This is a genomic window from Pseudomonas sp. BF-R-26 (assembly GCF_019947395.1).
Classification (GTDB): Bacteria; Pseudomonadota; Gammaproteobacteria; order Pseudomonadales; family Pseudomonadaceae; genus Aquipseudomonas; species Aquipseudomonas farris.
In genome coordinates this window covers 64,819-76,831 of the sequence record NZ_JAGYGK010000016.1, presented here as the reverse complement: position 1 = coordinate 76,831, position 12,013 = coordinate 64,819, and the positions used below count along the sequence as shown (strand labels likewise).

Annotated in this window: 13 protein-coding genes and 1 tRNA gene; 3 read left to right on the top strand and 11 right to left on the bottom strand. The window is 56.8% G+C overall.

All coding sequences use genetic code 11. The annotated features are described in order from the left end of the window. Window positions 1-7: 7 nt before the first annotated feature. From KGB18_RS23230 to KGB18_RS23220, 3 genes are read right to left on the bottom strand one after another with little or no spacing between them, the layout of a single operon-like run. On the bottom strand, window positions 8-889 hold the full coding sequence (locus KGB18_RS23230) for a TauD/TfdA family dioxygenase (RefSeq protein ID WP_201059768.1): 882 nt from the start codon (window positions 887-889) through the stop codon (window positions 8-10). Further along, on the bottom strand, window positions 864-2,432 hold the full coding sequence (locus KGB18_RS23225) for an AMP-binding protein (protein ID WP_123721937.1): 1,569 nt from the start codon (window positions 2,430-2,432) through the stop codon (window positions 864-866). Before KGB18_RS23225 ends, KGB18_RS23230 begins: the two co-directional genes overlap by 26 nt. Further along, a complete protein-coding gene (locus tag KGB18_RS23220) occupies window positions 2,429-3,046 on the bottom strand; it encodes a thermostable hemolysin (RefSeq protein ID WP_007898678.1) in 618 nt (205 codons plus the stop codon). Before KGB18_RS23220 ends, KGB18_RS23225 begins: the two co-directional genes overlap by 4 nt. Window positions 3,047-3,220: 174 nt before the next feature. On the opposite strand from KGB18_RS23220, the gene KGB18_RS23215 reads away from it, so the two are divergent. Beyond that, window positions 3,221-4,156 (top strand): LysR family transcriptional regulator, encoded by a 936-nt coding sequence (locus tag KGB18_RS23215; protein WP_123721938.1) that lies wholly within the window; start codon window positions 3,221-3,223, stop codon window positions 4,154-4,156. A gap of 308 nt (window positions 4,157-4,464) precedes the next feature. Continuing rightward, window positions 4,465-5,379, top strand: a complete 915-nt coding sequence (locus KGB18_RS23210; protein WP_123721995.1) for a LysR family transcriptional regulator — start codon at window positions 4,465-4,467, stop codon at window positions 5,377-5,379. A 17-nt stretch (window positions 5,380-5,396) separates the two neighbouring features. Here KGB18_RS23210 and KGB18_RS23205 read toward each other — a convergent pair whose 3' ends face one another. The 8 genes from KGB18_RS23205 to dapA form a co-directional block, all read right to left on the bottom strand. Beyond that, the gene (locus KGB18_RS23205; protein ID WP_201059770.1) at window positions 5,397-5,762 is read right to left on the bottom strand and encodes a 5-carboxymethyl-2-hydroxymuconate Delta-isomerase; all 366 of its coding nucleotides are present in this window, start codon (window positions 5,760-5,762) and stop codon (window positions 5,397-5,399) included. 57 nt (window positions 5,763-5,819) lie between these two features. Further along, window positions 5,820-6,746 carry a LysR substrate-binding domain-containing protein gene (locus tag KGB18_RS23200; protein ID WP_223570524.1) on the bottom strand — a complete coding sequence of 309 codons (927 nt, stop codon included), beginning with the start codon at window positions 6,744-6,746 and terminating at the stop codon, window positions 5,820-5,822. 150 nt (window positions 6,747-6,896) lie between these two features. Next, window positions 6,897-7,088: a YegP family protein gene (locus KGB18_RS23195; protein WP_008074435.1), complete on the bottom strand. Its 192-nt coding sequence runs from the start codon at window positions 7,086-7,088 to the stop codon at window positions 6,897-6,899. Window positions 7,089-7,428: 340 nt separating this feature from the next. Continuing rightward, window positions 7,429-7,518: transfer RNA gene (locus KGB18_RS23190), tRNA-Ser, on the bottom strand. 83 nt (window positions 7,519-7,601) lie between these two features. Continuing rightward, window positions 7,602-8,315, bottom strand: a complete 714-nt coding sequence (gene purC, locus KGB18_RS23185; RefSeq protein WP_007898671.1) for a phosphoribosylaminoimidazolesuccinocarboxamide synthase — start codon at window positions 8,313-8,315, stop codon at window positions 7,602-7,604. A 28-nt stretch (window positions 8,316-8,343) separates the two neighbouring features. Next, window positions 8,344-9,102, bottom strand: coding sequence for an MBL fold metallo-hydrolase (locus tag KGB18_RS23180; protein WP_123721941.1), 759 nt, complete (start codon window positions 9,100-9,102; stop codon window positions 8,344-8,346). A 4-nt stretch (window positions 9,103-9,106) separates the two neighbouring features. Beyond that, window positions 9,107-10,222 carry an outer membrane protein assembly factor BamC gene (bamC, locus tag KGB18_RS23175; RefSeq protein WP_123721942.1) on the bottom strand — a complete coding sequence of 372 codons (1,116 nt, stop codon included), beginning with the start codon at window positions 10,220-10,222 and terminating at the stop codon, window positions 9,107-9,109. A 17-nt stretch (window positions 10,223-10,239) separates the two neighbouring features. Then, entirely contained in the window at window positions 10,240-11,118 is an 879-nt protein-coding gene (dapA, locus tag KGB18_RS23170) for a 4-hydroxy-tetrahydrodipicolinate synthase (RefSeq protein WP_048394063.1), read from the bottom strand. A gap of 325 nt (window positions 11,119-11,443) precedes the next feature. On the opposite strand from dapA, the gene KGB18_RS23165 reads away from it, so the two are divergent. Beyond that, window positions 11,444-12,004 (top strand): glycine cleavage system protein R, encoded by a 561-nt coding sequence (locus KGB18_RS23165; RefSeq protein WP_007898662.1) that lies wholly within the window; start codon window positions 11,444-11,446, stop codon window positions 12,002-12,004. Window positions 12,005-12,013 lie beyond the last annotated feature (9 nt).

Sequence of the window (12,013 nt, the reverse complement as noted above, 5' to 3'; positions counted from 1 at the left end):
ATAGGTCTCAGCGGTAGCTCAGGGCGTTGAAGATACGGCGGCGCTCGTCAACGATGGCCTCACGACCATGCATTACCCGACGGTTGTCGATCATCACCATGTCATGGTCACGCCAGCCGACCGGGTAGGTGTATTGCGCGGAAACCTCGGCAATTTCGTGCAGGAATTCGCCGGGAATGGGCAGCCCGGAGGATGTATCGATCACTGGCACTTCATAGTTGAAGGACGGCCCGAGAATACTGTTGGCAAACGCCGGACGCTGACTGAATTCGGAGACCAGAATCGCCGGGGTACTGAAGGCGTAATGAATCGAATCATCAAACGCATTGAAGGAGATCTGTGTCTGCGGATCGTCGCCGATGATCTGCATCAGATCTTCGATCCTGACCGCCGCCGGGTCCGAGAGCGCTGGCGAATAGTGGCAAACCAGCCGACGCCATTTGTCGCCGGCAACGGTGCGGCTGTAGCGAATCGGGTTGTCCTCGAAAAATGTGCGGCAGGCGGATGACAGCTTCGCCAGTACTTTCTCACCGTCGCACAAGGTGGTTTGCGAGCCTGTGCGCGGCGCTTCCTGGCAATAGAACCAGGTGATGTCCGGCCAGAACGGTGAGTTACCATTTTCGCAATGCAGACCGATCGCCTGGCGGCCCGCATCCACCAACTGCGCGGCTCCACCGACCATGACGCGAGCCGGGTCAAGGCTCAACCGCGAGCTGTTCTGCTTTACATAGGCGCTGAAATCCTCGGCATTGTGGATGCAGTTACGTAACAGGACGACACCGTAATGCCCCAGCAAGTCGTACAGCTCGGCCTTGCCCAGGCTTGCGAAATGGCGCGGCTCAATAATGGATACGTCGGGGCTTTCACAGTGATAGGCAGGTGTGTTCATCAGATGCATTCCCTTGCAGATTGGCGAAAACAGTAGCGATATCGGCGCGTTTTGGACGGCCGGTGACGGTGTAGAGTTGCTCGAGCAATGGATCGTCCTTGGTCAGCAACCACAGGCGGCTCGGGCGCTCGATGTCGGAAAAGCGCCGGGCTGACCAGCTGGCCAGCTCATCGCGATCCGGTGCCGACTCAACACACAACAACGCCACCAGACCATGGGCCTCATCGAAAAACACAGCGGCATCGCGCACACCAGGATATTCGCGGTATTCCAGCTCGACCTGTTCCGGGCTGACGTTGCGGCCATTGGGCAGGCAGATCACATTTTTCTTGCGACCGCGAACATAGAGAAAGCCATCAGCATCCAGCTCCCCCAGATCCCCGGTGTCCATCCAGCCATCGTCGGACATCGAACAGGCGCTCGGGTCTTTGCCCGAGTAGCCGCTGAACAACGAACTGCTCTTGACCTCAATGGTCTGGTCGGCGCCGATGCGCACTTGAACATGCGGCAACGGCCTGCCCACACTGCCCAGACGTTGGTGCTGCAAGGTATTCATACTGACGACCGAGGCGTTCTCGGAGAGCCCGTAACCCTGGAACACCGCAATACCATCCTCGGCGAGGGCATGCAGGATATCGATGCTGACGGCAGCGCCGCCGCACGTGATATGCACCCCCGAATGCAGGTAACGAGACAGGCGCTCACCCTGGACGCCGCCTTCGGTCAATAGCTCGTGAAAGCGATTGAGCATCACCGGTGGTACCGTCAAGGCCGTCGGTTCGACCCGCAGGATCCACTCGATCAAACGCTGCGGTGACGTTCCCGGCTCCCCCAGCAACGCCTCGCCTTCAGGCAGGAAATGCACGATCCCACCGGCCAGCAGCGGTAAATACGCGGCGGTCACTTGTTCCAGCAGCAGGCTCAATGGCACCAGTGACAGGTAGCTGCGATGGGTATCGACCGGCATCCACTGGCGCAGGGAAGTCAACACCGCCCCCACCGCCGCCGTGCTCAGGCGCACGCCCTTGGGCCGACTGGTAGTCCCCGAGGTGTGAATGATTTTGCAGATCCACGCGCTATCGCCGTCCGGTTCTCGCAACAACGGCTGCTCCAGGGCAGGTTCGTCGATACGTCTGAGGCGGCTGTCGGGAAAATCCAGCCTCCACCGCTCAGCCAGCGTCCGCTCGCCTGCGGCATCCACCAGAAACCCGTCACAACGCTCGGCAAGGTGCTCGGCCTGGGACTGACTGAACGCCAGCGGTAAAGGCAATGCGGTAATTCCGGCAAACAGGCACGCCAGATCGGCAATCAACCAGTCACTGCTGTTACGCGTCGCAATCCCCAGCACAACGTGATCGCCATGAGCCGGCGTGTCGAAACGCCGCTGCAGTTCTGCCGCCAGATTCAGCGCCCGGGACTCCAGCTCGCCATAGGTCATGACAGCGGCGTGTTCCAGGCCGGTCGGAGCACAATCGATAGCGCAGACCTTCTGACGATTGATCTGTAATGCCAGCCGCAGGTCCGCAATGAAACGACCGCTCATGACTGCGCCCTCGTCGGCAAATTGTTCGGCAACTGGGTGAACAAAGTACCGAGGGTCATAGCGGCGAATCGCGAACGTTTCGGGTCCACGCGGATAAAACCGGTGACGGGTAATTTCGAGTAATAGGTACCCCAGTTCTTGCCACCATCGTCGGCCAGACGCTGAGGGTCGGCCGTGAGTAGTGGTTCGAAATCGATCTGGCAGCTTTCCATCATTTTCCGGACCCGGGGCGTAACGGTGCAGAGCAAATATTGAGCCCCCATGCACCAGGCCAACAACGGAACCATGTTGACCATGATCATTCCGGCCGTCAGATGATGAGAAATCAAACTGCCTATTTCAGCAATAACTGACCGATCAATCATCTTTTCAAAACGCTGGGACAGAATCGTTTCTATCGGTTGCGACAGGTATTGCTCCGAGAAAAGTGTGCGGTCATCCGCAAAAGTTATACCGGCGCAAGAAAGAATCCGTTCCTCACTGTCCTGGGTGACCGCAAAATACTGCGGGCTCGGTTCTACGGATGCCTTATAAGAGCTGCGAAACTTTTCTTTCACAACTTCAGTCGCCTGCATCCATAACGGCGTTTGACTTTCCGTGACGCGTACCAACACTTCGCCCTCCTATCCCTGCTCAGGGTTCTCTGTAAGTGGAACGAGAATATATTGAGGAAATTTCCCACAGACTATTTAAAAAACCAATTGCTTCCACTAATATATAAATAAATAACCTTGTCACAAAACACGACGTAACGTGACACACATGGATTTTCACCGAGATGGACCTTTATGCTTAATAGCAATCTGCTAAGAAAACTGGATATGCAGGACCTTATGGTTTTCGTGGCTGTGTATGAACAAAGAAGCGTCACCGAGGTCTCCGAAACCCTTTGCGTCAGCCAGTCCACGGTGAGCTACTGCTTGAAAAAGCTGCGCACGAGTTTCGACGACGAGCTCTTCATCAATACCCGCAATGGCATGTGGCCAACACACAAAGCCGCCACGATGTACAGCCATGTTCTCAAAATCCTGAAAACCATAAACATATGCCACTCCGGACTACACTCATTCGACCCAGCGCAAAAAGAGATCACTTTCAATATTTGCGCACCTGAATATTTTGAACTTCTTATACTTCCAAATTTATTGAAACGCTTTATCGGCAGTAGTTTTCCGGTCATTGTAAACATCCAGAAATTCCACAGAGACATCCCTAACGATGAACTTATGGATGGTCGTTTCGATCTGGTAATTTGTTTCGGCCCCAATTTTCATCGCAGTGCTAAAAACTTGAAATCACAAGTACTGCTGGAAGATGAACTGGTCTGCGTCGTCGATAAAGACTTTGCGCCTCCAGAGGGCGAGTTCAGCCTCGACACCTTTGTCGCACGCCAGCATATCTTCCCGACTCCATGGACTTCAGACACCAACATGGTGGATGGCTGGCTCAGCAAATGGGACTACACCCGCCAAATTGTTGCACGAGCTAATAGCTACGTTGCGGCACTCAACATGATCCCCGGAACCGATTTTGTTCTCACTCTACCTCGGCGCGTCCAGATGCTGATCAGTAATGAAGCCAGATTCAGCCATTGCAAACCACCGACGGGTTTACCGAACTTCACACTGGACATGTTGTGGAACGAGAAGCCAGGTCAAGACAGCGCCAATAACTGGTTTCGCGAACAAATTGTCAGCGTGTGTGCGCAAGACGGATTGCTGTAATAAGACTTCACTTTACTGACCGACCGCAGCCAAGTGTCTGGGCGTAACTTCAGCGCTTGGCCGGTGGGATATTCAGCGCCTGGCACTCGATACAGATCACCTTCGAGCAGTCCGCGCTGATCCAGAAAATCCCGGAAAGCCCCCTTCAGACCAGCGATTGAATGTGTAGGTCGTGTTACCTACACGTTGTGTCCCACATCTGACAATGAAGCTTCCTACAAGGCATTCTCCTGGCACTATCGTTCCGTTATCCTTTTATGGATAGATCGCGTTCAAAACAGAACAGGGAGTTCATCGGGATGGGGCAGATGCTTAACAGCAATTTACTTAGAAAGCTCGACATGCAGGACCTCATGGTGTTCGTCGCCGTGTATGAACAAAGCAGCGTCACCGCCGTCTCCGAAACCCTCGGGGTCAGCCAGTCCACCGTCAGCTATTCGCTGAAAAAGCTGCGCACCGGCTTCAAAGATGATTTGTTCATCAACACCCGATCAGGAATGCGTCCAACCTACAAAGCCACCACCATGCACGAGCATGTGCTGAAGATTCTGGAAGGCATCAACTTCTGCCATTCCGGAGCTCAAGCCTTTGATCCGACTCTAAAAGCCGTCACCTTCAACATTGGCGCGTCGGAATACTTCGAACTGCTGGTACTGCCGCGGCTGTTGAGGAACTTCGACTTCGCCAACCTGCCAGTGATCGTCAATGTGCAAAAACTCGATACCGCCCTGCCCGCCGATGAACTGCGCGATGGCAGTCTCGATCTGGTGATCTGCTTCGGTCACGACTTTCAACACAGCCACACTGACTTCAAATCCCGGAGGCTGGTTGAAGACGAGCTGGTTTACGTCTTCGATAAACGCGCAACCCCGCCGCAATTACGCCCAAGTTTGCGATCGTTCATTGAACATCGTCACGTGCTCTCTCCACACAAGACCTTCGACACCCACAGGGTCGATCACAAACGACAGCTTATCGCGCGATCCAACAGCTACAGGGCAGCCCTAAAGATGATCACCGGCACCGACCTCATCCTGACGCTACCGCGGCGCATTCAAACGTTGCTGGCCAATGACGCGGTATTCAGTCATTGCGAAGCACCAAAGGGCTTGCCAGGATTTACCCTCGACATGCAATGGAGCGAAGCCAGCGATCAGGACAGCGCCAATACCTGGCTTCGCGAACAAGTGGTCAAAGCCTGCGCAGAACAGGGTTTGCTCTGAACCCAAGACCTGGCCTGTCAGAGGCCGGTGGCAGTCTTGGTGTAGGACTCGCGATCAATATCCAGAATTTCCGCACACAACTGCACTTCTACGTTGGCCGGCCATTCGCACAAGTCCTGCAACACTGCCAACAGGCTTTGCGACAACTGCTTCTTGATCTCCGCCGAACGCCCGCTCAACAGTGCCAGCTTGATATGCACAAAAGCCCGCTCGCCCAATGCGGTGCCAACCTTGAAGCTCTCGACCTTCACTGCACGGCTCTTGATATCGAACTCGGCCGCAAACTGACCGGAAGCCATCAACGCATTGTTGAGTCGCATCAACGCCACGTCGGCATTCAGTTCGGGCAAGTTGGCGGTGTATTCCATGTGCAGGTGGGGCATAACGGGGCTCCTGAAGGTTGGTAGAAAGTTCGTACATATAACACAGCGCCGCCCTTATCACTGGGACGGCGGAAGAATCGCACGCTCACTCATGAACGCCTCCAGACGCGAGCGCAGCCAGCGTTCAGCCGGATCGCTGTCGACATGACTGAGCCAGACCATGGACAGGTCCAGGGTCGGCGTCTTGAACGGAAACGGCTCCTTGAACAGTTGGCCGGACGCGGCCATCGCTTTGGCCGTGTAATCCGGCAGGCTGGCGATCAGATCGGTGCCGGCGAGCAAGGCCGGCAACGAGCTGTATTGCGGCACCGAGAGCACCACATGACGAGTGCGGCCGATTTCCGCCAGCCACTCATCGGCGTAGCCACTGACATTGGCGGTGTGAGACACCAGCACGTGCGGCCGCGAGCAATATTCATCGAGGGTCAGCGGTGTGTCCGATGCGTCTGCACGCAAAATACTGGGCTGAATGTGTCGCAGCAATTTGCGCTTGGCGTTGGCCGGCAGGCCGCGGGTCTGGCTGATACCAACGGTGATATCACCAGACGCCAGCAGATCGGGAATGCGCCAATAGTCGACATGCTGAACCACGAACACCACCTTCGGTGCTTCCTGGCGCAACGCACGCAACAGCGGCGGCAACAGGCCGAACTCGACATCGTCCGACAGCCCGATGCGAAACGTCATGGTGCTGCTGAGCGGATCAAAATCATGGGTCAGGCTCAAGGCCACTGACAGCGAATCCAGCGCCGGTGACAGGTGCAGAATAATTTCCTCGGCCCGCGCCGTCGGCTCCATGCGATGGCCGACCCGAATGAACAGCGGATCATTGAACATCGTCCGCAAGCGGTTCAGCGCCGCACTGATAGTCGGCTGACCGAGGAACAGCTTCTCCGCCACCCGTGTGACGTTGCGTTCGAGCATCAATGTCTCGAACACCACCATCAGATTGATGTCGGCCTTGCGCAGTTCGTTGCGATTCATCCATTGCACCCCGATCCCCAAGACTTGGGTGACAGTTTAGGGAGGTGTCGTAATCGGCGTCTATGCAGGTTGGCAAATGACCCGATCCATAAAAACAGGGAGCCCGAAAAACGAAGCTGCTCTGACTGAGCAGCTTCACCGCCCTGGAGCTTATATCTCCTTGACCGGGGTCTGATCATGAGTCCCTTTGATCAAACTGATGGCATGCACGCAATCAGACTTGTTGACGTAAGCCTCCCCACTGGCAATCGTTTCATGATTCCCCGCCCGCAAACGCCAGCGCCATTGGCCCTTGCCGGTTTGTGCGATACCACGGGTTTGCCTGTAAATCTCAAAATACATTGATCGCTCCTTGCGACTGCTGATTACGACAGATCAGTGACCTGCGAAACCAGAGTAGATGAGGAATTTTTGAGGCAATGTCTTTCAATGTGAGGGGATATTTCGAAGAAAAACCCTTGATTCGCGGGACGATCAATAGATACGGGGGGCGGTAATTAAAGAGACTCGGCGGAGTCAGTTTTCTCGTAAATATGCATATTTTTCTTACGTTGTTGGTCTGATTTATCCGACACCAAAACTTGGGGTAAAAGTCGGGCGAACGCGGAATGGTCCAACGGAAAAAGCTGCACATACGAAAAAGCCCCGTAGCTTATTCAGCTACGGGGCTTTTTCTATGTAATGGCGGAGAGATAGGGATTCGAACCCTAGGTACCGGTGAAGGTACAACGGATTTCGAATCCGTCCCATTCGGCCACTCTGGCATCTCTCCAACGGCGCGCATCATAACAACACTTTTGCCGGAAGCGAACCCCCTAAGCAAAATTTTTCCGTGCTATCAGATGCTTGCGTCGATTACAGCGGTACGCCCAGACGATTGGCGACTTCTTCGTAGGCTTCGATGACGTCACCGAGGCCCTGACGGAAGCGGTCCTTGTCCATTTTCTTGCCGGTGGCCTTGTCCCACAGACGGCAGCCGTCCGGGCTGAACTCGTCGCCCAGGACGATGGAGCCGTCCGAGAAAACGCCGAATTCCAGTTTGAAGTCGACCAGCAACAGGCCAGCGTCGTCGAACAGTTTACTCAGGACTTCGTTGACCTTGAGCGACAGTTCTTTCATGCGAACCAGTTGCTCGGCAGTGCCCCAACCGAATGCCACGACGTGGGATTCGTTGATGAACGGGTCGCCCTTGGCGTCGTCCTTCAGGAACAGTTCGAAGGTGTAAGGGTTGAGCTTCATGCCTTCTTCGACGCCCAGACGCTTGACCAGGCTGCCGGCGGCGTAGTTACGCACGACGCACTCGACCGGAATCATGTCGAGCTTTTTCACCAGGCATTCGTTGTCGCCCAGCAGTTTGTCGAATTGAGTCGGCACGCCGGCTGCTTCGAGTTTCTGCATGATGAAGGCGTTGAACTTGTTGTTCACCATGCCTTTGCGGTCGAGCTGCTCGATGCGCTTGCCGTCGAACGCCGAAGTGTCGTTGCGAAACAGCAGGATCAAGCGGTCAGCGTCATCGGTCTTGTAAACCGATTTGGCTTTGCCGCGGTAGAGTTCTTCACGTTTTTCCATGATGGGCTCCGCTTGCTAAGTAGGTGGGCTAGGCGATGTGTCGCCAGTCGAGCCCTGAATCTTGATCGGCCAGTTGCAGCCAGTCCGGGTCGCACCCGAGGGTGTCGACAAAACATTGCCGGGCCAGCTGCGGCAGGTTGTTCTTGCTGCTCAGGTGGGCCAGGACCAGGTGTTGCAGGCCTTGCCAGCCCAACTCGGACACCAGGAATGCCGCCTGATGGTTGTTCAAATGTCCCAATTCACCGCCCACCCGCTGCTTGAGAAAGTACGGGTAGTGACCGCGAGCCAGCATGTCACGGCAATGGTTGGACTCGATCATCAATGCATCGAGGTCCCGGTAGCCGTCCAGCACTGTATTGCAATACGAGCCCAGGTCGGTCAACAGGCCGAAGCGCCGCTGACCGTCGCTGAAGACATACTGCGTCGGTTCCTGTGCATCATGCGCCACGGCAATGACGCCGATGCTCAGGTTGCCGATTTGCAGTTGCTCGCCGCCAGCCAGAAAGCCTGCGGGTTCAATCGGTTTGCGCATCCCGCGCAGGGTCCCGCGACTGAGGTAGACAGGCAGATTGTAACGCCGAGACAGCAAACCCACGCCATGCACGTGGTCGGCATGTTCGTGGGTCACGAGTATCGCGCTCAGCTGCGAAGGGTTCACACCCAGTCGCAGCAGGCGTTTTTCGGTTTCCCGCAGGGAGAAACCACAATCCACCAGTACATACGTGTCGTCGCTGGCTATCAGCGTGCCGTTCCCTTGGCTACCGCTGCCGAGAACGGCAAAACGCATGTGATCAGCCCAGGTTGTCCTGAATCACGCTCAACACTTTACGCGCCACGTCTGCTGGCGCCACGGTGTTGATGTTTTTCTCGACGGTGACTTGGACGTTCTCGCCAACCTTGCTCAGGCGAACCTGATAACGCTCGGCGCGAGCTTCAACTTCTTCCTTGCTCGGCGCGCTGCCGAACAGGCTGCTGAAGAAGCCAGGCTTATCGTCTTTCTTCTCGGCTTTTTCGGAGAGGTTGATGTAGTACAGGCCCAGGCTGCGGTTGATGTCTTCAACACGCCATTCGCCCTGTTCCAGCGCGCGACCGACGCTCGACCAGGCACGATCCAGGTCATTACCGACGTTGAGCACCGGGTTACCGCTGCCGTCTTCGGTCAGGCTGACACGACTTGGCGTATCGAAATCACGAGAGGCCAGCATGGAGACCGAACCGCCCTTCTCCGAGGTGCGGCTCATGCTCGCGAGCATGTCGTCGACCAGTGCTGCGTCCAGGCCAGTGTTGACCGAGCGATTGGTGAAATCCACATTGGCGGTGCTGCCGGCAGGACGCTCGGCGCTGACCACGTAGACTTCACTGGTGTTGCGCTGAACGCCTGGTTCGATACGCACCCGCACACGGCTTTCACTGTCGGCGCCGACACCGGCTGCGCTCAGGCGCTTGGCCATTGCTGCGGACAGTTCGTCGGAATGCTGCCAGGTGGTGGTGAATTCGCCGGTTTGCGGGCGTTGCTCGTCCAGACGGAAGCCGTTGTCCTGGAAGAACTGCACGGCCACGGGCCAGACTTCGGCCGGTGGGTGCTGGGCCATGACCCAACGCGAATCGCCGCTCTTCTGCAGGGTGTAGTCGCTGGCATCAGCCGCTGCCGACAGCGGCTGCGGACGAGGCACGATGTATTCGCCCTTGGCAGTGTCGTCGGCCACGTTGCGCGGGATCGGCAACAGCGGATCCAGACGCTTGGCGGTGCTGACCTCCGGTGGCAGTTGCATCGGTGCAGTCTGTTGCGCTTCCAGGTAGTCGCTACCACGGTCACGGAAATAACCTTCCGGGCCCCAGATCCATCCGCAGCCACTGGTGCTGGAGATAATCAAGGCAAGTGCGGAAAGTCCGGCCAATCGCTTCATGCGTAGTACTTCCTCAATTAAACCAGGACGCCGGACTGGCGCATGGCCTGCCGCAGCGGTTCGTGACAGGCAGCACTGAGCCAGGTGAGCGGCAGACGGATACCGTCCGGCATCAAGCCCATTTCATGCAGTGCCCATTTCACGGGGATAGGATTGGATTCGATAAACAGGGTTTTATTGAGCGGCATCAGCTTTTCGTGGATCGCCCGGGCTTTGACGGCATCACCGGCCATGGCCGCGGCACACAACTCGCTCATGGCGCGCGGTGCGACGTTGGCGGTTACCGAAATATTGCCCTTGCCGCCGAGCAGCATCAGCTCGACCGCGGTCGCGTCGTCACCGGAATAAACCAGGAAGTCGCTGCTCACGCCGGCCAGGATGTCCTTGGCGCGCTGCAGGTCACCCGTGGCTTCCTTGATACCGATGATGTTCTTCACGGTCGACAGGCGGATCACCGTCTCGGCCAGCATGTCGCATGCGGTACGGCCCGGCACGTTGTAGAGAATCTGCGGGATGTCGACGGCTTCGGCGATTGCCTTGAAGTGCTGGTACAGGCCTTCTTGCGTCGGCTTGTTGTAATAAGGGGTTACCAGCAGGCACGCGTCGGCGCCGGCGTTCTTCGCGTTGGTTGTCAGTTCGATCGCTTCGCGCGTCGAATTGGCGCCCGTACCGGCGATCACCGGAATACGCCCTGCAACCTGAGCAACCACGCGACGAATCACTTCAATGTGCTCGTTCACGTCAAGCGTGGCCGACTCACCTGTAGTGCCGACCGCCACGATGGCGTTGGTGCCCTCTTGCAGGTGGAAGTCCACCAGTTTGCTCAGGCTGTCCCAGTCGAGACGACCCTGTGCATCCATGGGTGTGACCAGTGCCACCATACTGCCCGCAATCATGCAACCGCTCCTGCCGGAAAAAGAGAGCGGTAATGGTACTGGCGCCAAGATGCTTGTACAAGCGAAGTACTGCGCTACTGCCATTCCCCTTGGCGCTGCTTTTCGCTACCCTTCAGACTTTGATCGGTACTGATAAGCTCGTACGCCGTGTTCCAGCCTCCATTTTCGGCATCACAAGCCCCGATCCAGCGTTGCCACCCCTCGCTCTCGCCACTCTGGAGCACGTTGCAACCTTCGGCCGGGTTTTCTGAATTCGCATCCGCAGGCTCGTCCCGGTAAAAAAGCGCATAAAAGTATCGACCGCTCATCGCTTTAGGAATGCTGCATGTCCACCCCCACAGTTCGCGAACAATTCCTTGTCATCAGTGCCCTCGGCGCCAACCCCATGGAGCTGACTAACGTCCTGTGCCGCGCCAGCCATGAAAACCGCTGCGCCGTGGTCACCTCTCGGCTGACGCGCCATGGCGAATGCAGTGCGTTGATCCTTGAAATCTCGGGCAGCTGGGACGCCCTGGCGCGCCTCGAAGGCAGCCTGCCAGTGCTGGCCAAACGGCACGCCTTCACCGTTAACGTGGTCCGCAGCGCTGCCCTGGAGAACCGTCCCCAGGCCCTGCCGTACGTTGCCTATGTCAGCTCGGCCTACCGCCCGGACATCATCAACGAACTGTGCCAGTTCTTCATGGATCACAACGTCGAGCTGGAGAACCTGACCTGCGACACCTATCAGGCCCCGCAGACCGGCGGCACCATGCTTAACGCCACGTTCACCGTGACCCTGCCGGCCGGCACCCAGATCAGCTGGTTGCGTGACCAGTTCCTGGATTTCGCCGATGCCATGAACCTGGACGCACTGATTGAACCGTGGCGCCCACAAAACCCAATGTAAGGAAGCTTT

Bases quoted from the DNA above. Each gene is read 5' to 3' on its own strand.
- KGB18_RS23230 (WP_201059768.1), bottom strand. From the start codon at position 889: ATGAACACACCTGCCTATCACTGTGAAAGCCCCGACGTATCCATTATT.
- KGB18_RS23225 (WP_123721937.1), bottom strand. From the start codon at position 2,432: ATGAGCGGTCGTTTCATTGCGGACCTGCGGCTGGCATTACAGATCAAT.
- KGB18_RS23215 (WP_123721938.1), top strand. From the start codon at position 3,221: ATGCTTAATAGCAATCTGCTAAGAAAACTGGATATGCAGGACCTTATG.
- KGB18_RS23210 (WP_123721995.1), top strand. From the start codon at position 4,465: ATGCTTAACAGCAATTTACTTAGAAAGCTCGACATGCAGGACCTCATG.
- KGB18_RS23205 (WP_201059770.1), bottom strand. From the start codon at position 5,762: ATGCCCCACCTGCACATGGAATACACCGCCAACTTGCCCGAACTGAAT.
- KGB18_RS23200 (WP_223570524.1), bottom strand. From the start codon at position 6,746: ATGAATCGCAACGAACTGCGCAAGGCCGACATCAATCTGATGGTGGTG.
- KGB18_RS23195 (WP_008074435.1), bottom strand. From the start codon at position 7,088: ATGTATTTTGAGATTTACAGGCAAACCCGTGGTATCGCACAAACCGGC.
- purC (WP_007898671.1), bottom strand. From the start codon at position 8,315: ATGGAAAAACGTGAAGAACTCTACCGCGGCAAAGCCAAATCGGTTTAC.
- KGB18_RS23180 (WP_123721941.1), bottom strand. From the start codon at position 9,102: ATGCGTTTTGCCGTTCTCGGCAGCGGTAGCCAAGGGAACGGCACGCTG.
- bamC (WP_123721942.1), bottom strand. From the start codon at position 10,222: ATGAAGCGATTGGCCGGACTTTCCGCACTTGCCTTGATTATCTCCAGC.
- dapA (WP_048394063.1), bottom strand. From the start codon at position 11,118: ATGATTGCGGGCAGTATGGTGGCACTGGTCACACCCATGGATGCACAG.
- KGB18_RS23165 (WP_007898662.1), top strand. From the start codon at position 11,444: ATGTCCACCCCCACAGTTCGCGAACAATTCCTTGTCATCAGTGCCCTC.